Below are 18,672 nucleotides of genomic sequence, written 5' to 3' on the forward strand. Positions count from 1 at the left end.
CAGTCAGCGGCCGGGGCTTCTAGCCTAGTGGGCTCATGCCGGTCCGAAGCCGGCTGCTTTTCATGCTGTTTACTGAGGATATTTCATGCAGATCGCCGAGCGTACTGTCGCTTCTTTCCACTACACGCTGACCAACGACGGCGGTGAAGTACTCGACAGCTCGAAGGGTCGTGAGCCGCTGGCCTACCTGCACGGCGCGGGCAACATCGTGCCGGGTCTTGAGAAGGCGCTGGAAGGTAAGCAGAGCGGCGACAACTTCGAGGTCGACGTGGCCCCGGAAGAAGGCTACGGTCCGCGTCACGATGCACTGGTGCAGACGCTTCCCAAGAGCGCCTTCCAGGGCGTGCCCGAGCCGCAGCCGGGCATGCAGTTCCAGGGCAACAGCCAGCAGGGTCCGATCACCGTCGTGGTAACCGCGGTCGAAGGTGACCAGGTCACCGTGGACGGCAACCATCCGCTGGCCGGCCAGACGCTGCATTTCGCCATCGAAGTGGCCGATGTGCGCGAAGCCAGCGAGGATGAGCTCAATCACGGTCACGTGCACGGCGCTGACGACACCGAGGGTGGCGAGGGCTGATCGTTCCCGTACCTCGTGCAAAGCGTCTAATCGCTGCACAAAAAAGGCGCCCCGAGTGGGCGCCTTTTTTTATGGCCAGGGTGCGGTGCTGAAGGGAGCGCTCAGTACCAGCCCAGCAGCGACACGCCCACGCCGACATAGGTGGCCTTGTGGTTGTAGTCAATCAGGCTTTCGCCGTAGCCATTGAACACCTGCATGTAGCCGCGCAGCTTGTCAGTGATGGGAAAGGCCCAGGAAAAGCGCAGCGAACCATGTGAGCGATCACCGCTGCGGAACGAGTGACGGGCGGTGAGGCTGAATTCGTTGTCATTGACCTCGTGCACGATCTGCACTTCGCCGCGGCCCATGTAATCCTCGATATCCGGGTTGTCGTCCTTGCTCACCGTCTCGTTGATGCGCCACCACGGCCGGATCATCACCGTCCAGTTGCCACGCTCGAAGCCGATATCGGCAATCACCCGGTTCCAACTGCGCGAAAGTGGATCGCTGCGGCCGTTGGATTGATGATTGATGCCGATGCCGAGCAGGCGGCCCTCCCAGCCGAGCACGTTATAGTGTGTGTTGAACACCAGCATCGCCTCTGGCTCGTAGTCGGTCTCGCGGAAGGGGCGCGAGATGCGGCTGTCATAAACCTGCCAGCGTGAGGTCTGGGTGTAGCCAAACCAGAGGTCACCATGGTGGCCGAAGATGCCTTGCCAGAGCTTTGTTTTCAGGCTCAGCTGGAACTTGGCTTCGGTCTTGTCGTAGTGCAGCGACTGATCGACGCTGTGTGTGGGGCTGTGCGGGCGATTGTTGACGTTGGTGGTGTAAAACGCCGGCATCAGATACACCGGCTTGTAGCCGCGCACGTTGAAAGTGCCCAACTTGGTGTTGGGTGCCAGTTCCCAGCGCGAGTCGAGCAGTGACAGGCGATGCACCTTGCCGGTGACATCGGGCTCGGGCTGGGTCTGCACGCCTGCATCGCGAGCGAACACGCCTTGCGAGTGGTGGCGCGCCTTGCGGTTGTCGTCCTGTGCGCTCTGGTCCTTGCCGGGTACCAGGGCGGCACGGCCAAAGGCGTGGTCGTAGCATGCCAGGCGCTGCGAAGCAGTCTCGATGCCGACGCAGGCCTTTGGGTCGTCAGGATGGGCGACCTGGGCATGGGCCAGCGGGGCAGTGCCTGCCAGCGCCAGCATGCCGATCAGTCGGCGATATCTCATTGAGCTCCCCTGAAAGTGTGAGCAGTAATCGGTGTGAGCTTAAGCGCAGGCCGGCTGTGCCGGCCTGCGCGGGCGGGTAGATTAAGCGTCTCGCGAGGCGAGGTGCTTATTTCATGTTCTTCCAGTGCGTGTATTCGCTCTGGCTGATCTTGCCGTTGTGATTGCTGTCAGCGTAATCAAAGTCGTTGGCCAGCAGCGGATAGGCGGCCGCTTCGCTCTTGCTGATCTGGTGATCATTGTTGGTGTCCAGCGATTTGAAGGCGGGCGCGGGTTGCGCCGGCTTGTTCTCGGGCATGCCGGAATTGACGGTGACGATAGAGCCATCCTTGCCGCGGAACGTGGTGCTGGTCATGCCGCTGTCCGAAAGCGACTGCGAGCCGGCCTGCTGGTTGCTAGCCATCGGCTGGGTTTGCTGCGACTGGCTCGGCGTCACCGGGTTGTCCTGCGCGGTCTGCGCCGCGTTGGACGGCGGCGGCGCGCTGGGTTCGGGCACGGTCTGCTGGGCAAAGGCGCTGCCGGCCAGCAGCATGGCGCCGGTGGTGAAGGCAAAGCGGCGGACAATTCCTCTCATGGTTTGATCTCCTCGGAATATTCGATCATCTCAAGGCCGCGGTCGGCTTGACGGCCGCGCGACAGCCGAGGTCGGGTGGGGGCTGTCTTCGCGCAGAACGCTAGCAAACCGCGCCTAAATGCCATCGCAATCGCAGAACAGGGCGGTACTTGAGCCACACGCTTCGTTCATGTTCGTGAAGCTGTGTGTCGGCGGTAAGCTGGTGGCTTTGAAACCTGCAAAGGGCGGAGCTGATGGCATCCATCCCGGAGATTTCCCACGCCCAGGCGGTACGCTTGCATCTGGCCGCCCAGGGGTTACTTTCACGTCCGGCACGCGGCGTATCACGGCGTCGTCTGCGTGAGGCCGTCACGCGCATGCGGTTACTGCAGATCGACACCATCCACGTGGTGGCGCGCAGTCCGTATCTGGTGTTGTTCTCACGCTTGGGGGCTTATCCCATGGCGTGGCTGGATGAAACGCTGGCGAATGGCGAACTGGCCGAGTGCTGGGCGCACGAGGCCTGTTTCGTGCCCATGGACGATTACCCGCTGCATGCAGCCTTTCGTGAGGCGCGCGCGGGGCACTGGGCGTTCAGGCGCGCCGCGCGAATGCAGCGCGAGCACGGTCAGGCTATGGCGCAGGTATTGGAAAAGGTGCGCGAAGATGGCCCATTGCGGTCGGCCGATTTCGAGCGCAGCACGCCACGCTCGGGCGAGGGCTGGTGGGACTGGAAGCCGGAAAAGCGGTTTCTGGAAGCCTGGTTTGCTCTGGGCCAGCTGATGGTGGCGCGCCGCGAGCGATTTCAGCGTGTCTATGATCTTTCCGAACGGGTGCTCTCGCCGTCATGGGACACGCCGTCCAGTGAGTGGGCGCGCGAGCGCTTCATCGCCGACGCGGTGCGCGCACTGGGCGTGACACCGGCGCGCTGGATTGCCGACTACCACCGCATGGCGCGCGTCGGCGACGCCGAGCTGGAGCCACTGCTGGCCAGTGGTGAACTGCGCCCGGTGCGGGTGACCGGTTGGAGCGAGACTGCTTATGTGCACGCCGATCACGTGGCGGCGCTGGGCAAGGCCACGCAGGGCCGGCTTCGCGCCACCCATGCCACTGCGCTGTCGCCGTTCGATCCGGTGGTCTGGCATCGCCAGCGGGCCAGTGAGCTGTTTGGTTTCGACTACCGTCTGGAGTGCTACACGCCGGCGCCGAAGCGGCGCTATGGCTACTTCAGCCTGCCGCTACTGGTACGTGGCGCGCTGGTGGGGCGAGTCGACGCCAAGGCGCATCGCCGTGACGGGGTGTTCCAGGTGCGCAGCCTGCATCTGGAGGACGGCGTACGCCTCAGCGAGGCGCTGTTGGCCGACCTGGCGACAGTGCTGCAACGGCTGGCCGACTGGCATGAGACGCCGCGCGTGGTGGTCGAGCATGGCCAGCCGGCGCGTTTGCGCGATCTGTTGACGCGTGCGCTCAAGGCGGCTCACCAACGGGCAGAGCCGCCAAGCTGAACAAACGCCTTCACGTCGTCTATACCTGTTTGGCTCGCAGTCGGTTTGGGGTCGGTAGCATCCGGATACAGCGTTATCACCCGTATCCGGGCCGATGTGTCGCCATCAAGGCCGGTCCGCCGACCCGCACCAGGAGGTATCCGACGATGAAACACGCCACTCCCCGTATCGCTGCCCTGGCCGCCGCCGCCCTGGCGGTGGGGCTGTCTGGTTGCTCGCAATATGTGAAGAAGAGTGACTACGACGCGGCCATCGCCCAATTACGGCAGAACGATCAGAACCAGCAGCAGCAGATCGACGCGCTCTCGCAGCAGATGAAAGACACCTTTGCCAAGTACGATGCCCGCATCACCCAGCTGGCCGGGCGGGTGAAGGTGGACACGGTGGCGCATTTCGGCTTCAACCAGTCTGATCTGCGCGAGCAGGACAAACCGATGCTCGACGACTTTGCCAAGGTCATTCGCGAACATCACTCCGATGCGTTGATCACCGTGGAAGGCTTCGCCGACCCGGCCGGCTCCAAGGCCTACAACAAGCGCTTAGGTATGAAGCGCGCCGAGGCCGTGCGCGACTACCTGGTGCAGGATGGCTTGACCGCCTCGCAGGTGCGCGCGGTCAGCTATGGCGAGGCCAGCAATCGGCAGGTCCGCGAAGGCGCGACCCGTGATCAGGGGCAGGACAACCGCCGCGTGTCGCTGGTGGTGGATTTTGCCGGCAACAGCCAGCAGGGCGATATGTCCGATGACTCGGGCAGCACCGGCTGAGTGGTTCGCCTCTAACTGGGCCATGCCAGGGCGACGCCTGCGGGGGTCGCCCTTGTTTTTTGGATGCCGCCGGGACCGGTATGTCCAGGTGATTAGGCAAACACCGCGCTTACGGCACCCGCGCTCAGTCTGCGAGATCGCGATAGCGATGTGAATGTCGCTGCGACAGGCGCATGGCCAGTCGTGAGGGCATCAGCTCGCTCACCGCCTTGATCAGCCGGTTGATGCGGCCGTTGATATACACCACCTCGCCGCGTTCGACCGCATCCAGTCCCTGTCGGGCCACCGTGTCGGCATCCATCCACATCCAGCGCGGCAGGCGCGAGACCAGTTCACGGGCGCCGGTGACGTCATGAAATTCCGAATAGGTAAAGCCGGGGCAAAGGGCGCACACATGCACGCCGCGGGCCCAGTTCTCCAGCGCCAGCGACTGCGAAAAACGGATCATGTAGGCCTTGGCCGCCGCGTACAGCGTATGTCCCACCGAACCCGGCAAGTGGCCGGCCAGTGAGGCGACATTGATGATGCGCCCATAACCGCACTGGCGCATCGCCGGCAGCAGGCGATGGGCCAGCTCGGTCGGCGCGCGCACCAGTACCTGGAGAAAGTCCTCGTGCGCCTTCCAGGCCGATTGCTCGAATGTGCCGGGTACACCGTAGCCGGCATTGTTGACCAGCATGTCGATGTGAATGTGTTGGGCCTCTAGATCTGCGCACAGCGCTTCGGCGGCGCCGGCATCGGCCAGATCGGACGCCATGACCGTTACTTGCACGCCTTGGGCCTGGTGCAATTCGGTGGCCAGTTGCTGCAGACGTTCGACGCGGCGGGCGGTGATCACCAGGTGGTAGCCGCGTTGTGCGAGCTCGCGGGCGAAGGCCTGGCCGATACCGGCCGAGGCGCCGGTAATCAGTGCAGTACGGGTGGGGCGCATGGCATGCCTCCAGCTGAAGTCGTGCGTGGATGATAAACGGTAGCGTTATCGCGCGTTGCGCCGTGCTTTCACGCCCGGCTATGCTTGAAAAATTTGGGCTGCACGGCGACGCGAGGGAGGTCGTGATGCGCAAGCTTCTGGTGGCAGGTAACTGGAAAATGCACGGCTCGCGCCAGATGGCGCGCGAGCTGCTGGACGAAGTGGTTGAGGCGATGCCGCAAGGCATCGACGTGGCGGTGTTTCCGCCGTACCCGTACCTGTTCGAGCTGGGCGAGCGTTACGCGGGCAAAGGGCTCGGTGTGGGGGCGCAGGATGTCAGTGCGCGTCCCGAGGCCGGTGCCTACACCGGCGAGGTGTCGGCGCGGATGCTGGCCGATGTCGGCTGCCGCTATGTGCTGGTGGGGCATTCCGAGCGCCGCCAGTATCACGGCGAGAGCGATGCCGAGGTGGCGAGCAAGTTTGGCGTGGCGCTGGAGGCCGGACTAATCCCGGTGTTGTGCGTGGGCGAAACCCTGGCGCAGCGCGAGTCGGGGCAGACCGAGCAGGTTATCGCCGCGCAGCTGGCGGCGGTGATTGAAGCCAACAGTATTCAAGCCTTTGACAGCGCGATGATTTCCTATGAGCCGGTCTGGGCCATTGGCAGCGGACGCTCGGCCACACCGGAGCAGGCGCAGCATGTGCATGCATTTATCCGTAGCCAATTGGCGAAAGAGGATGCTAAAATTCCGGATCTGACCCGAGTGCTTTACGGCGGTAGCGTCAAACCGACGAACGCGGCGGAGCTGTTTGCCCAGCCCGATGTCGACGGTGGCCTGATTGGCGGCGCGGCGCTGGCGGCGGGCGATTTTCTTGCGATTTGCGCTGCGGCGCGTGATGTGCGCGACGCGGCGGAACAATAGACATGTTTATCATTTTCAGCGTTTTCTACATTTTGATCGCCGCGGCGATGATCGTGCTGATTCTCATGCAGCGCGGCTCCGGTGCGGATGCAGGTTCGGGCTTTGGCGGCGGCTCCTCGGCCACTGTCTTCGGTGCGCGCGGTTCCGCGACCTTCCTGACCCGCGCCACGGCGACGCTTGCAGCTTTGTTCTTCCTGCTCAGCCTCGGCATGGGCATCTATCTCAGCCGCAACGGCGCGCCTGGCGCTCCGTCTTCCAGCGATCTGGGTGTGATGTCGGGCGCGCAGACGCCTGCCGCTGCTCCGGCTGCCTCCAAGGGCGCGGCTGCCAACACGGATGTGCCCAAGGCGGCTTCCGCTGGTGGTGCATCGTCTGGTGATGTGCCGTCCGCGGCGCAGGCGCCCGCAGCGGCCGCCTCGGCCGCTCAGGGGTCGGGCCAGTAAGGCTTAGCGAAGAACTGAGATTGACCATTGCCCAGGTGGCGGAACTGGTAGACGCACTACCTTGAGGTGGTAGCGACGAAAGTCGTGGGGGTTCGAGTCCCCCCTTGGGCACCAAACGCTGGAGGTTGCCGCCGCGAGGGCGGCAGCCACTGATGCGCCACTTCGCGCGGAGGTATGCCGACTCGTGCTCGCCCAATATTGGCCCATTCTCTTGTTTCTTGTCGTGGCAGGTGGCCTAGGTGTCGTCCTGCTGGGTATTGGCCTTCTGGTAGCGCCCCGGCGCCCCGAGTCGGAAAAGCTCTCGGCTTATGAATGCGGCTTCGAACCGTTCGAAGACGCACGCATGAAGTTCGACGTGCGCTATTACCTGCTGGCCATCATCTTCATCATTTTCGATCTGGAAGTCGCCTTCCTGTTCCCGTGGGCGGTGGTCTTCGACAAGATCGGCGTGATCGCACTGATCGAGATGGCGTTGTTCCTGCTCCTGCTGGTGGTCGGCTTCGCCTACGTCTGGAAGAAGGGAGCACTGGAATGGGAGTGATCTCCACTGTCGACCGGGTGATGCACAACCCGCAGCCGCTGGATCTGGTGGACGACATCCTGCGTCCGTCCGGTGACAATCCGGTGGTGCAGCGTGGCTTTGCCACCACCTCCATCGATGCGCTGATGAACTGGGCCCGTACCGGATCCATGTGGCCGATGACCTTCGGTCTGGCCTGCTGCGCGGTCGAGATGATGCACGCCGGTGCGGCGCGCCTGGATTTGGATCGATACGGCGTGGTGTTCCGCCCGTCGCCGCGCCAGTCCGACGTCATGATCGTGGCCGGCACGCTGGTCAACAAGATGGCCCCGGCGCTGCGCAAGGTCTACGACCAGATGCCCGATCCGAAATGGGTCATTTCGATGGGCTCGTGCGCCAACGGCGGCGGCTACTATCACTACTCGTATTCGGTGGTGCGCGGTTGTGACCGCGTGGTGCCGGTCGATATTTACGTGCCGGGCTGCCCGCCGACGGCCGAGGCGCTGATCCACGGCATTCTGCAGCTGCAGAAGAAGATCCGTCGCACCCACACCATCGCACGCTGAGGAAGGCCATGAGCGATACGCAAGCGAACTCGCTGGCCGAGCGCCTTGTCGCGCGCTTCGGCGATACGTTGTCCAAGGTCGAGACGGTTCGCGGTGAAACCACCGCCGAGCTGGCGCCGGCCGATCTGCTGGCCGTGGCCACCGCGCTGCGCGACGAGGCCGAGTTCCGTTTCGAGGAACTGGTCGACGTCTGTGGCGTGGATTACCTGGGTTTTGGCCAGGACGAATGGGAAACGGCCACCGTCAGCGGTACCGGTTTCTCGCGCGGTGTCACCGGGCAGGCGCAGGGCCGTTTTTCCTGGTCCGAGCGCCCCAACGTCACCGGCACGCCGCGCCGTTTTGCCTCGGTGATGCACCTGCTGTCGCTGACCCACAACCGTCGCCTGCGTCTTCGCGTCTATGCTGAGGACGAGGCCATGCCGATGGTGCCGTCGGTGACCGGTATCTGGCCGATTGCCAACTGGTTCGAGCGTGAGTCGTTCGATCTTTACGGCATTGTCTACGAAGGTCATCCGGACCTGCGCCGCATCCTTACCGACTATGGCTTTGTCGGCCATCCGTTCCGCAAGGACTTCCCGCTGATCGGCAACGTCGAAGTGCGCTACGACCCCGAGAAGCAGCGCGTGATCTACGAGCCGGTCACCTCCGTGGTGCCGCGTGTGCTGGTGCCGCGCGTGATCCGCGAGGATGCCGATCTGCAGCAGGCCCGCGCCGAGGCCGCCGACAACTGGCGGGAGAACTGATCCGATGTCCGCTCAGGAAATTCGCAATTACTCGATGAACTTCGGCCCCCAGCATCCGGCCGCGCACGGTGTGCTGCGTCTGGTGCTGGAGATGGACGGCGAGACGGTGGTCAAGGCCGATCCGCATATCGGTCTGCTGCATCGCGCGACCGAGAAACTGGCCGAGTCCAAGCCCTACAACCAGTCGATCGGCTACATGGATCGCCTGGATTACGTGTCCATGATGTGCAACGAGCACGGCTACGTGCGCGCGATCGAGAACCTGCTGGGTATCGAGGCGCCGATCCGTGCGCAGTACATCCGCACCATGTTCGACGAGATCACCCGCATCCTGAACCACCTGATGTGGGTCGGCTCGAACGCGCTCGATCTGGGCGCCATGGCCGTGTTCCTGTACGCCTTCCGCGAGCGTGAGGAGCTGATGGACTGCTACGAGGCCGTTTCCGGCGCTCGTATGCACGCCACCTACTACCGCCCCGGCGGCGTCTACCGCGACCTGCCCAATCAGATGTCGCAGTACCGCGAGTCGCCGTGGCACAAGGGCAAGGACCTAAAGCGCCTGAATCAGTGGCGTGAAGGCTCCATGCTCGACTTCCTCGATGCCTTCACCGACGACTTCCCGACCAAGGTCGACGAGTACGAAGAGCTGCTGACCAACAACCGTATCTGGAAGCAGCGTACCGTCGGCATCGGCGTGGTCAGCCCCGAGCACGCCAAGGCGTGGGGCATGACCGGCGCCATGCTGCGTGGCTCGGGCATCGAATGGGATCTACGCAAGAAGCAGCCATACGCCGCCTACGACCAGGTCGACTTCGACATTCCGGTCGGCGTCAATGGCGACTGCTACGACCGCTACCTGGTGCGCATGGAAGAAATGCGCCAGTCCAACCGCATCATCAAGCAGTGCGTGAAGTGGCTGCGCGAGAACTCCGGTCCGGTGATGCTGAGCAACTACAAGGTCGCGCCGCCTTCGCGCGAAGAGATGAAGCGCGACATGGAAGCGCTGATCCATCACTTCAAGTTGTTCACCGAGGGCTACGGCGTGCCGGCCGGCGAATCCTACGCTGCCGTCGAGGCGCCCAAGGGTGAGTTCGGCGTGTACATGATTTCCGACGGTGCCAACAAGCCGTTCCGCGTGAAGGTTCGCGCGCCCGGTTTCGCGCACCTGTCGTCCATGGACTCCATCGTCAGCGGCCACATGCTGGCTGACGTGGTGGCCATGATCGGCACCTACGACATCGTTTTCGGCGAAGTCGACCGCTGATCGGTTGGGAGACCTTCTAAACATGAAAGCCACGGGCAATTTCGAGCAGGTGAAAGACGTCGACCCCCAGGTCGCGCTCACCGACGCCACCCGCCAGCACATCGACCACTGGGTCGCCAAGTTTCCGGCCGACCGCAAGCGCTCGGCGCTGATCCAGGCCCTGACGGCCGCGCAGGAACAGAACGGCGGTCATCTGACCGACGAGCTGGTCACCGCGGTCGCCAAGTACCTGGACTTGCCGCCGGTGTGGGCCTATGAGGTCGCCAGCTTCTACTCGATGTTCGAGCTCAAGCCGGTCGGTCGCCACAACGTGGCGATCTGCACCAACATCTCGTGCTGGCTCAACGGCGCCGAAGACATCGTGCGCCACTGCGAGAAGAAGCTGGGCGTCAAGCTGGGCGAAAGCACCGAAGACGGACGCGTCTACCTCAAGCGTGAGGAAGAGTGTCTCGCCGCCTGCTGCGGCGCGCCGATGATGGTGGTCAATGGCCATTACCACGAGAACCTGACCACCGAGAAGGTGGACCAGATTCTCGACGAGTTGAAGTGAGGCGGACGATGGCAGTCGGTCCAGCACCTAAAGAACACCAGGTCGTCTACACGACCCTGCACCACGACAAGCCCTGGTCGCTCGAGGCGTACCAGAAAGAGGGCGGCTACGAGGCGTGGAAGAAGATCCTGGCTGAAAAGCCCGATCCGGCATCCATCGTCGAGGCGGTCAAGGCCAGCGGCCTGCGCGGCCGTGGCGGCGCAGGCTTCCCGACCGGCCTGAAGTGGTCGTTCATGCCCAAGGGCGACCAGCAGAAGTACATTCTGTGCAACTCGGACGAGTCCGAGCCGGGTACCTGCAAGGATCGCGACATCCTGCGCTTCAACCCGCACTCGGTGATCGAGGGCATGGCCATCGCGTGCTACGCGACCGGTTCCACCGCGGCCTACAACTACCTGCGCGGCGAGTTCCACCACGAGCCGTTCGAGCATCTGGAAGAAGCCCTGGCCGAGGCCTACGCCGCCGGCCTGCTGGGCAAGAACATCCAGGACTCGGGCATCGACGTGGACATGTACAACGCGCTTGGCGCCGGCGCCTACATCTGCGGTGAGGAAACCGCGCTGATGGAATCGCTGGAAGGCAAGAAGGGCCAGCCACGCTTCAAGCCGCCGTTCCCGGCCAACTTCGGCCTGTATGGCAAGCCGACCACGATCAACAACACCGAGACCTACGCCTCGGTGCCGGCGATCATGCGCAAGGGCGCCGAGTGGTTCCTCAATCAGGGCAAGCCCAACAACGGCGGTCCGAAGATCTTCTCGGTGTCCGGCCATGTCGCCAAGCCGGGCAACTTCGAGATCCGCCTGGGCACGCCGTTCACCGAGCTGCTGGAGATGGCCGGCGGCATTCGCGAAGGCCGCAAGCTCAAGGCAGTGATTCCGGGCGGTTCTTCGATGAAGGTGCTGCCGGCACACATCATCAACGAATGCACGATGGACTACGACTCGCTGCAGAAGGCCGGTTCCGGCCTGGGTTCGGGGGCGGTCATCGTGATGGATGACTCGACCTGCATGGTCAAGGCCTGCCGCCGCATCTCGCAGTTTTATTACGCCGAGTCGTGCGGCCAGTGCACGCCGTGCCGCGAAGGCACCGGCTGGATGTTCCGCGTGCTCACGCGCATCTGCGAAGGTCGCGGCACGCAGGACGACCTGCATCGTCTGAAGGCCGTGGCCGGTCAGATCGAAGGCCACACGATCTGCGCCTTCGGCGAAGCCGCCGCCTGGCCGGTGCAGGGCTTCCTGCACCATTTCTGGGACGAGTTCGAGTATTTCGTCGAACACGGTCGTTCCATGACTGAAGACAAACTGGGAGTTGCTGCATGAGTGCGCAGCCCGCCAACGAAAAGGCGCCCGATCTGGTCACCATTGAAATCGACGGCAAGTCGATGGATGTGCCCAAGGGCTCGATGATCATCGAGGCCGCCGACAAGGCCGGTATCACCATTCCGCGCTTCTGCTACCACCGTAAGTTGAGCATCGCGGCCAACTGCCGCATGTGCATGGTGGATGTGGAAATGGGCGGCCGCCCGATGCCCAAGCCGGCTCCGGCCTGCGCCACGCCGGTGGCCGATGGCATGAAGGTGCAGACCCGCTCGGACAAGGCGTTGCACGCGCAGCGCAATGTCATGGAGTTCCTGCTGATCAACCATCCGCTGGACTGCCCGATCTGCGATCAGGGCGGCGAGTGCGAGCTGCAGGATGTGTCGCTGGGCTATGGCCGTTCGGTCAGCCGCTACACCGAGCGCAAGCGCACCATCGCCGACGAGAACCTGGGTTCGCTGATCGCCACCGAGATGACGCGCTGCATCCAGTGCACGCGCTGTGTGCGTTTCATGGGCGAGATTGCCGGTACCTACGAGCTGGGTGGCATGAGCCGTGGCGATCGCCTGGAAATCGGCACCTACATCGGCAAGTCCATCGAAAGCGAGATCGGCGGCAACATCATCGATGTCTGCCCGGTCGGCGCGCTGACCAACAAGCCGTTCCAGTTCAAGGCCCGCGCCTGGGAGCTGATCGCCCGTCCGTCCGTGGCCTACCACGATGCGCTCGGTTCCAACCTCTGGCTGCACACGCGCCGGGGTGAAGTGCTGCGCACCGTGCCGCGCGATGCCGAAGCCATCAACGAGTGCTGGCTGTCCGATCGCGACCGTTACAGCCACGAAGGCATGTACGCCGATGACCGCGTGCTGCAGCCGATGGTCAAGCGCAATGGCGTGTGGCAGGAAACCGACTGGGACGACGCCATCAGCGTGGCTGTCGAGGCCCTGCAGGCGGTCAACGGTGACGAGCTGGGCATGCTGGTGCACGGAGCCACCTCCAACGAGGAAGGTGAGCTGCTGGTGCGCCTGGCCCGCGGCCTGAATACCCAGCATGTCGACCATCGCCTGCGTCAGCTGGACATGGCCGATGCCGCCGCCGCGGTGCCGTTCGGCACGTCGGTGGAAGACATGAGCCAGGTCGGTGCCGGACTGTTGATCGGCAGCCAGCTGCGCTTCGAAATGCCGTTGCTGCACCATCGTCTGCGCATGGCCGGCAAGGCCGGGGCCAAGTTCTTCGCCATCAACCCGGCGAAGTTCGATTACACCTTCGATACCGCGCAGACCGTGGTCGCGCCGGGTCAGCTGGTCGACGCCGTGCTGGGCCTGGCCCGCGCCGCCGTCGATGCCGGTGCCACGGCACCGACCGCGCTGGTCGAGGCGATCAATGGTGCGACCGCCAGCGATGAAGCCATTCAGGCCTTCGCCGCGTTGAAGGACGCGTCTTCGGCCGTGGTGGTGCTGGGTGAAGCGGCCGCGCTGCATCCGCAGGCCTCCTGGCTGCGCGCCGCCGCACGCTTTGTCGCCGAGGCGGCGGGTGCCGGTTACAACGAGCTGCCGCTGGGTGCCAACGCCATCGGCCTGGCCCGCACCGGCGTGCTGCCGGGGCAGGGCGGTCTGGATGCACAGGCGATGCTGGCGCAGCCGCGCAAGGGTTACGTGCTGTATGGCGTCGAGCCGCCGCACGATTTTGCCGATGGCGCCAAGGCGCTGGCGGCGCTGAAGAGTGCGGCCCATGTGGTGGCGTTCTCGGCGTTCGCCTCCGACGCGCTCAAGGATGTCGCCGATGTCATTCTGCCGATCGGTCTGACGCCGGAAACCGATGCCACACTGATCAATGTCGACGGCAAGGCGCAGGTGCTGGCCGCCGGTGCGCAGGTGCCGGGCGATGGCCGTCCGGGCTGGCGCGTGCTGCGTGCCGTCGGCGGCGCGTTGAACCTGGCCGGTTTCGAGTTCGACGATCTGGCCGGTCTGCGCGATGCGGTGGCCTCGCACGAGATCAAGACCGGCGGTGGACTGGCCGAGCGCAAGGCCGCTGGTGAAGGCCTGGTGCGCCTTGCCACACTGCCGATTTACCGCGGCGATGCCGTGTTGCGTCGGGCCAAGGCGCTCAACGCCCACCCGCTGACCACTGGTGCCCAGGTGCGTCTGGCGCCGGCCGAGGCCGAGCGTCTGTCGCTGGCCGACGGTGACAAGGTGAAGGTGGCCGACGCCCAGGTGCTGCCGGTGCTCGTCGATGCCGATGTGCCGGCTGGCACGGCATGGATCGAGGCCGCGTATGCGGAAACTGCCACGCTGCCGCCGTACGGCGCAGCCATCCAACTGATCAAGGCTTAACGCATGGCTGCCGATATCTGGCTCGTCCTCTGGACACTGATCAAGATCCTGTGCATCGTCCTGCCGCTGGTCATCTCGGTGGCCATGTACGTGTGGTGGGAGCGCAAGGTCATCGGTTGGATGCACGCGCGCATGGGGCCGAACAAGGTCGGCCCCGCCGGCCTGCTGCAGGCCTTCGCCGACGTGGTGAAGCTGCTGATCAAAGAGGTCATTGTCCCGACCAGCTCCAACAAGTTCCTGTTCTTCCTGGCGCCGCTGCTGGGTCTGGTACCGGCATTGGCGGCCTGGGCTGTGGTGCCGTTCGATCAGGGCCTGGTGCTGGCCAACATCAATGCCGGCGTGCTGTATCTGCTGGCAATGACCTCGCTGGGCGTGTACGGCATCATCCTGGCCGGTTGGGCGTCCAACTCGCGTTACGCCTTGCTGGGTGCGATGCGTTCGGCGGCGCAGGTGATCTCCTACGAGTTGGCCATGGGCATGGCCATCGTCTGCGTACTGGTGCTGGCCGGTAGCCTGAACCTGACCGCGATCGTCGATGCGCAGAAGGGCGCCGGCATCCTTGACTGGTTCATGTGGCCGCTGCTGCCGGTGTTCGTGATCTACTTCATCTCCGGCGTGGCCGAAACCAACCGTGCACCCTTCGACGTCGCCGAGGGCGAGTCGGAAATCGTCGCCGGTTTCCACGTCGAGTACTCCGGTTCGGCGTTCGCGCTGTTCTTCCTGGCCGAATACGCCAACATGATCCTGGTCAGCTTCCTGGCTTCGGTCCTGTTCTGCGGCGGCTGGCTGAGCCCGTTCCCGGCCAGCTGGGGCTTCATTGGCGCCGGTGGCTGGTGGTGGCTGTTCGTCAAGGCCTTCCTGTTTGCCTTTCTTTTCCTCTGGTTCCGCGCAAGCTTCCCGCGTTACCGCTATGACCAGATCATGCGCCTGGGCTGGAAGGTGTTCATTCCGATCACCATCGTCTGGGTGCTTGTGGCTGGCTGCCTGAAGTACTTCGGCTGGGTCACCGTGGGGGCTTAAAGATAACGTCATGAATCGCATTACCAGCTATTTCAAGAGTCTGCTCCTGATCGAGCTGTGCAAGGGTCTGGGCCTGACCATGCGCTACATGTTCAGCCCCAAGTACACCATGCGCTACCCGATGGAGCACATCCCCAAATCGAACCGTTTCCGCGGTCTGCACGCACTGCGTCGCTACGCCAACGGCGAAGAGCGCTGCATTGCCTGCAAGCTGTGCGAAGCGGTGTGCCCGGCGCTGGCCATCACCATTGATTCGGCGCCGCGCGAGGACGGTCAGCGTCGTACCACCCGGTATGACATCGACCTGTTCAAGTGCATCTACTGCGGCTTCTGCGAGGAGAGCTGCCCGGTGGACTCGATCGTCGAGACCTCGGTGCACGAGTACCACTTCGAGCAGCGTGGCGAGAACGTCGTGACCAAGTCGCAGCTGCTGGCCATCGGCGACCGTTTCGAGGCCGATATCGCCGCCGCCCGCGCTCAGGACGCGGCGTACCGCTAAGGGCAGGAGAGCATTGATGTCCCCTCAACTGTTTCAAATCATCTGCTTCTACGCCTTCGGCATCGTCGCCGTGATCTCGGCGCTGATGGTCATCTCGATGCGCAACTCCGTGCACGCGGTGCTGTCGCTGGTGCTGACGTTCTTCAGCGTGGCCTGTCTGTGGCTGCTGGCGCAGGCGGAATTTCTGGGTATCGCGCTGGTGGTCGTTTACGTCGGCGCGGTGATGGTGCTGTTCCTGTTCGTGGTGATGATGCTCGACATCAATCACGAGCGGCTGCGTGAAGGCTTCATCAAGTATCTGCCAGTCGGCATCGTGGTCGCCGCGGTGATGCTGGTCGAGCTGCTGGCGCTGATCGGCGTCAAGGCCATGCACGCCAACACCATGGGTCCGGACCCGGCGGCCGCCCAGGGGCTGTCCAACACGGCGTGGCTGGGCCAGGCCATGTACACCCAATTCCTGCTTCCGTTCGAGATCGCCGCACTGATCCTTACCGTCGGCGTGATCGCCGCGGTAGTGCTGACGCTGCGTCATCGCACCGGCACCAAGCAGCAGAACCCGGGCGATCAGGTCCGCGTGGAAGCCACGCGCCGTGTTCGCATCGTCAAGATGGAGGCCGAGCGCCGTCAGCAGGAGTCGCAGTCATGATTACGCTCTCGCATTTCATCGTGCTTGGCGCGGTGCTGTTCTGCATTTCGCTGGCGGGCATCTTCATCAACCGCAAGAACGTCATCGTGTTGCTGATGGCGATCGAGCTGATGCTGCTCGCCGTGAACATCAACTTCGTGGCCTTCTCGCGCTTCCATGGTGATGTCGCCGGTCAGGTGTTCGTGTTCTTCATTCTCACCGTGGCCGCGGCCGAGTCCGCCATCGGCCTGGCGATCCTGGTGCTGTTGTTCCGCAACCGCCACACCATCAACGTCGCCGAAATCGACAGCATGAAGGGTTGATTCCGATGCAGCTTTCGACATCCATCCTTCTGATCATCGCGCTTGCACCGCTGGTCGGCGCCGCGCTGGCCGGCCTGCTGGGCCGGCAGATCGGACGCGCCGGTTCGCACACTGTCACCATCCTTGGTGTGGGCATCGCCTGTGTGCTTTCCTTCTATGTGCTGTACCAGGTGGTCTGGGGCGGGGCGCAGGTTTACAACCACGACCTGTACACCTGGTTCCAGATCGGCAAGGTGCACGCCAGCGTCGGCTTCATGATCGACCGCCTGACGGCGATGATGATGTGCGTGGTCACCTTCGTGTCGCTGATGGTGCACGTCTACACCATCGGCTACATGTCCGACGATCCGGGCTACCAGCGCTTCTTCAGCTACATCGCGTTGTTCACCTTCTCCATGCTGATGCTGGTGATGAGCAACAACTTCCTGCAGCTGTTCTTCGGCTGGGAAGCGGTGGGTCTGGTCTCGTACCTGCTGATCGGCTTCTGGTTCAAGAAGCCCACGGCCACCTTCGCCAACCTGAAGGCGTTCCTGGTCAACCGCGTGGGCGACTTCGGCTTCCTGCTGGGTATCGCCGCGGTGCTGTACTTCCTGGGCACGCTCGATTACAGCCAGGCTTTCCAGGCCGCGCCGTCGCTGATCGGTCGCACCCTGCACATCACCCAGGGCACTTCGTGGGATGCGGCCACGGTGATCTGCGTGCTGCTGTTCATCGGCGCCATGGGCAAGTCGGCGCAGGTGCCGCTGCATGTGTGGCTGCCTGACTCGATGGAAGGCCCGACGCCGATTTCCGCGCTGATCCACGCCGCGACCATGGTCACGGCCGGCATCTTCATGGTGGCGCGCATGTCGCCCATCTTCGAGCTGTCCAGCGGCGCGTTGAGCTTCATCATGGTGATCGGTGCCACCGGTGCGCTGTTCACCGGCTTGATCGGCATCGTGCAGAACGACATCAAGCGCGTGGTCGCCTACTCGACGCTGTCGCAGCTGGGCTACATGACCGTGGCGCTGGGCGTGTCGGCCTATGCCGGCGGCGTGTACCACCTGATGACGCACGCGTTCTTCAAGGCGCTGCTGTTCCTGGGCGCCGGCTCGGTGATCATCGCCATGCACCATGAGCAGGACATGCGCTACATGGGCGGCTTGCGCAAGTACATGCCGATCACCTACATCACCATGTGGATTGGCTCGCTGGCGCTGTGCGGCGTGCCGTTCTTCTCCGGCTTCTATTCCAAGGACGCCATCATCGAGGCCGCCGGCGAGTCGCATCGCTGGGGCGCCGGTTATGCGTACTTCTGCGTGATGGCCGGTGCACTGGTAACGGCGCTGTACACGTTCCGCCAGATGCACTTGACGTTCCACGGCAAGGAGCGCTTCAAGGTGGTGCATTCGCACGGTCACGGCCACGACGACCATGGCGACGACCACCACGAGCCGGGCGTGCTGCACCATGCGCCGAAGGAGTCGCCGTGGGTGGTGACGGTGCCGCTGATTGCGCTGGCCATTCCGTCGCTGCTGATCGGTTTCTTCACCGTCGGTCCGATGCTGTTCGGCGGCTGGTTCGGCAGCGCCATCCACGTCGAGGAAGCACACAACGTGCTCGGCGAGATGGGCCACGAGTTCCATGGCGCGCTGGCGATGGCGCTGCACGGCTTCACCCAGCTGCCGTTCTGGCTGGTGGTGGCCGGCTTCGTGATCACCACCTACGTGTACATCTTCAACCCGGCCATGGCCGATCGCATCAAGCGTGCGCTGAAGCCGGTGTACGTGATCCTGGACCGCAAGTTCTGGGTCGACGAGGTGTACTTCGCGATCTTCGCCCGCGGTGGCGTGGCGCTGGGCCGTGCGCTGTGGCGTGGCGGTGATGCGGCCACCATCGACGGCGCCATGGTCAACGGTTCGGCCAGCCTGGTGCAGCGTATCGCCCGCGTGGCGCGTCGCCTGCAGACCGGTCGTCTTTATGAATACGCCTTCGCGATGATCTTCGGCCTGGTGCTGCTGCTTGGCGGCTACTGGCTGCTGGGCCGCGGCTGACACAGAGCACAG

The 18,672-nt window shown here is 63.8% G+C and carries 20 protein-coding genes and 1 tRNA gene; 18 read left to right on the forward strand and 3 right to left on the reverse strand.

All coding sequences use genetic code 11. The features are described from left to right. Nucleotides 1–85 precede the first annotated feature (85 nt). Nucleotides 86–577: a peptidylprolyl isomerase gene (locus HBF24_RS07325; RefSeq protein ID WP_167171076.1), complete on the forward strand. Its 492-nt coding sequence runs from the start codon at nt 86–88 to the stop codon at nt 575–577. A 101-nt stretch (nt 578–678) separates the two neighbouring features. Here the strand turns inward: HBF24_RS07325 and HBF24_RS07330 are convergent, their stop codons facing one another. Next, the gene (locus HBF24_RS07330) at nt 679–1,776 is read right to left on the reverse strand and encodes a phospholipase A (protein WP_240922279.1); all 1,098 of its coding nucleotides are present in this window, start codon (nt 1,774–1,776) and stop codon (nt 679–681) included. A 106-nt stretch (nt 1,777–1,882) separates the two neighbouring features. Beyond that, nucleotides 1,883–2,347 (reverse strand): hypothetical protein, encoded by a 465-nt coding sequence (locus tag HBF24_RS07335; protein ID WP_167171078.1) that lies wholly within the window; start codon nt 2,345–2,347, stop codon nt 1,883–1,885. 233 nt (nt 2,348–2,580) lie between these two features. On the opposite strand from HBF24_RS07335, the gene HBF24_RS07340 reads away from it, so the two are divergent. Beyond that, nucleotides 2,581–3,831 carry a crosslink repair DNA glycosylase YcaQ family protein gene (locus HBF24_RS07340; RefSeq protein WP_167171081.1) on the forward strand — a complete coding sequence of 417 codons (1,251 nt, stop codon included), beginning with the start codon at nt 2,581–2,583 and terminating at the stop codon, nt 3,829–3,831. A 146-nt stretch (nt 3,832–3,977) separates the two neighbouring features. Continuing rightward, entirely contained in the window at nt 3,978–4,595 is a 618-nt protein-coding gene (locus HBF24_RS07345) for an OmpA family protein (RefSeq protein WP_167171083.1), read from the forward strand. Nucleotides 4,596–4,719: 124 nt separating this feature from the next. On the opposite strand, the gene HBF24_RS07350 is transcribed toward HBF24_RS07345, so the two are convergent. Continuing rightward, nucleotides 4,720–5,526, reverse strand: a complete 807-nt coding sequence (locus HBF24_RS07350) for an SDR family oxidoreductase (protein ID WP_167171086.1) — start codon at nt 5,524–5,526, stop codon at nt 4,720–4,722. Between the two features lie 125 nt (nt 5,527–5,651). Between HBF24_RS07350 and tpiA the strand changes: the two genes are divergently transcribed. From tpiA to nuoL, 15 genes are all read left to right on the forward strand, one after another. Continuing rightward, complete coding sequence (gene tpiA / locus HBF24_RS07355; RefSeq protein ID WP_167171461.1) at nt 5,652–6,425, forward strand: triose-phosphate isomerase; 774 nt, start codon at nt 5,652–5,654, stop codon at nt 6,423–6,425. Between the two features lie 2 nt (nt 6,426–6,427). Next, nucleotides 6,428–6,868, forward strand: coding sequence for a preprotein translocase subunit SecG (secG, locus tag HBF24_RS07360; protein WP_167171089.1), 441 nt, complete (start codon nt 6,428–6,430; stop codon nt 6,866–6,868). Between the two features lie 29 nt (nt 6,869–6,897). After that, nucleotides 6,898–6,982, forward strand: a tRNA-Leu gene (locus tag HBF24_RS07365). A gap of 70 nt (nt 6,983–7,052) precedes the next feature. Beyond that, a complete protein-coding gene (locus tag HBF24_RS07370) occupies nt 7,053–7,409 on the forward strand; it encodes an NADH-quinone oxidoreductase subunit A (protein WP_167171092.1) in 357 nt (118 codons plus the stop codon). Further along, entirely contained in the window at nt 7,400–7,954 is a 555-nt protein-coding gene (locus HBF24_RS07375) for an NADH-quinone oxidoreductase subunit B (RefSeq protein WP_167171096.1), read from the forward strand. The genes HBF24_RS07370 and HBF24_RS07375 overlap by 10 nt, the downstream gene beginning before the upstream one ends. A gap of 8 nt (nt 7,955–7,962) precedes the next feature. Further along, entirely contained in the window at nt 7,963–8,697 is a 735-nt protein-coding gene (locus tag HBF24_RS07380) for an NADH-quinone oxidoreductase subunit C (protein WP_167171099.1), read from the forward strand. A gap of 4 nt (nt 8,698–8,701) precedes the next feature. Beyond that, complete coding sequence (locus HBF24_RS07385; RefSeq protein WP_167171101.1) at nt 8,702–9,961, forward strand: NADH-quinone oxidoreductase subunit D; 1,260 nt, start codon at nt 8,702–8,704, stop codon at nt 9,959–9,961. A 22-nt stretch (nt 9,962–9,983) separates the two neighbouring features. Then, a complete protein-coding gene (gene nuoE / locus HBF24_RS07390; RefSeq protein WP_167171104.1) occupies nt 9,984–10,511 on the forward strand; it encodes an NADH-quinone oxidoreductase subunit NuoE in 528 nt (175 codons plus the stop codon). 8 nt (nt 10,512–10,519) lie between these two features. Then, complete coding sequence (gene nuoF, locus HBF24_RS07395; RefSeq protein ID WP_167171107.1) at nt 10,520–11,830, forward strand: NADH-quinone oxidoreductase subunit NuoF; 1,311 nt, start codon at nt 10,520–10,522, stop codon at nt 11,828–11,830. Next, nucleotides 11,827–14,160, forward strand: a complete 2,334-nt coding sequence (gene nuoG / locus HBF24_RS07400) for an NADH-quinone oxidoreductase subunit NuoG (RefSeq protein ID WP_167171110.1) — start codon at nt 11,827–11,829, stop codon at nt 14,158–14,160. Before nuoF ends, nuoG begins: the two co-directional genes overlap by 4 nt. 3 nt (nt 14,161–14,163) lie before the next feature. After that, complete coding sequence (gene nuoH / locus HBF24_RS07405) at nt 14,164–15,180, forward strand: NADH-quinone oxidoreductase subunit NuoH (RefSeq protein ID WP_167171113.1); 1,017 nt, start codon at nt 14,164–14,166, stop codon at nt 15,178–15,180. Between the two features lie 10 nt (nt 15,181–15,190). Then, nucleotides 15,191–15,679, forward strand: a complete 489-nt coding sequence (nuoI, locus tag HBF24_RS07410) for an NADH-quinone oxidoreductase subunit NuoI (RefSeq protein ID WP_167171116.1) — start codon at nt 15,191–15,193, stop codon at nt 15,677–15,679. Between the two features lie 16 nt (nt 15,680–15,695). After that, nucleotides 15,696–16,325 carry an NADH-quinone oxidoreductase subunit J gene (locus tag HBF24_RS07415; protein WP_167171119.1) on the forward strand — a complete coding sequence of 210 codons (630 nt, stop codon included), beginning with the start codon at nt 15,696–15,698 and terminating at the stop codon, nt 16,323–16,325. Further along, the gene (nuoK, locus tag HBF24_RS07420) at nt 16,322–16,627 is read left to right on the forward strand and encodes an NADH-quinone oxidoreductase subunit NuoK (RefSeq protein WP_167171122.1); all 306 of its coding nucleotides are present in this window, start codon (nt 16,322–16,324) and stop codon (nt 16,625–16,627) included. Before HBF24_RS07415 ends, nuoK begins: the two co-directional genes overlap by 4 nt. Before the next feature lie 5 nt (nt 16,628–16,632). Beyond that, a complete protein-coding gene (gene nuoL / locus HBF24_RS07425) occupies nt 16,633–18,660 on the forward strand; it encodes an NADH-quinone oxidoreductase subunit L (RefSeq protein ID WP_167171125.1) in 2,028 nt (675 codons plus the stop codon). Nucleotides 18,661–18,672: the final 12 nt, after the last annotated feature.

It is taken from the genome of Oleiagrimonas sp. C23AA, from assembly GCF_011759385.1.
Lineage (GTDB): Bacteria > Pseudomonadota > Gammaproteobacteria > Xanthomonadales > Rhodanobacteraceae > Oleiagrimonas.

Coding starts and splice junctions, on each gene's coding strand:
- HBF24_RS07325 (WP_167171076.1), top strand. CDS start 86: ATGCAGATCGCCGAGCGTACTGTCGCTTCTTTCCACTACACGCTGACC.
- HBF24_RS07330 (WP_240922279.1), bottom strand. CDS start 1,776: ATGAGATATCGCCGACTGATCGGCATGCTGGCGCTGGCAGGCACTGCC.
- HBF24_RS07335 (WP_167171078.1), bottom strand. CDS start 2,347: ATGAGAGGAATTGTCCGCCGCTTTGCCTTCACCACCGGCGCCATGCTG.
- HBF24_RS07340 (WP_167171081.1), top strand. CDS start 2,581: ATGGCATCCATCCCGGAGATTTCCCACGCCCAGGCGGTACGCTTGCAT.
- HBF24_RS07345 (WP_167171083.1), top strand. CDS start 3,978: ATGAAACACGCCACTCCCCGTATCGCTGCCCTGGCCGCCGCCGCCCTG.
- HBF24_RS07350 (WP_167171086.1), bottom strand. CDS start 5,526: ATGCGCCCCACCCGTACTGCACTGATTACCGGCGCCTCGGCCGGTATC.
- tpiA (WP_167171461.1), top strand. CDS start 5,652: ATGCGCAAGCTTCTGGTGGCAGGTAACTGGAAAATGCACGGCTCGCGC.
- secG (WP_167171089.1), top strand. CDS start 6,428: ATGTTTATCATTTTCAGCGTTTTCTACATTTTGATCGCCGCGGCGATG.
- HBF24_RS07375 (WP_167171096.1), top strand. CDS start 7,400: ATGGGAGTGATCTCCACTGTCGACCGGGTGATGCACAACCCGCAGCCG.
- HBF24_RS07380 (WP_167171099.1), top strand. CDS start 7,963: ATGAGCGATACGCAAGCGAACTCGCTGGCCGAGCGCCTTGTCGCGCGC.
- HBF24_RS07385 (WP_167171101.1), top strand. CDS start 8,702: ATGTCCGCTCAGGAAATTCGCAATTACTCGATGAACTTCGGCCCCCAG.
- nuoE (WP_167171104.1), top strand. CDS start 9,984: ATGAAAGCCACGGGCAATTTCGAGCAGGTGAAAGACGTCGACCCCCAG.
- nuoF (WP_167171107.1), top strand. CDS start 10,520: ATGGCAGTCGGTCCAGCACCTAAAGAACACCAGGTCGTCTACACGACC.
- nuoG (WP_167171110.1), top strand. CDS start 11,827: ATGAGTGCGCAGCCCGCCAACGAAAAGGCGCCCGATCTGGTCACCATT.
- nuoH (WP_167171113.1), top strand. CDS start 14,164: ATGGCTGCCGATATCTGGCTCGTCCTCTGGACACTGATCAAGATCCTG.
- nuoI (WP_167171116.1), top strand. CDS start 15,191: ATGAATCGCATTACCAGCTATTTCAAGAGTCTGCTCCTGATCGAGCTG.
- HBF24_RS07415 (WP_167171119.1), top strand. CDS start 15,696: ATGTCCCCTCAACTGTTTCAAATCATCTGCTTCTACGCCTTCGGCATC.
- nuoK (WP_167171122.1), top strand. CDS start 16,322: ATGATTACGCTCTCGCATTTCATCGTGCTTGGCGCGGTGCTGTTCTGC.
- nuoL (WP_167171125.1), top strand. CDS start 16,633: ATGCAGCTTTCGACATCCATCCTTCTGATCATCGCGCTTGCACCGCTG.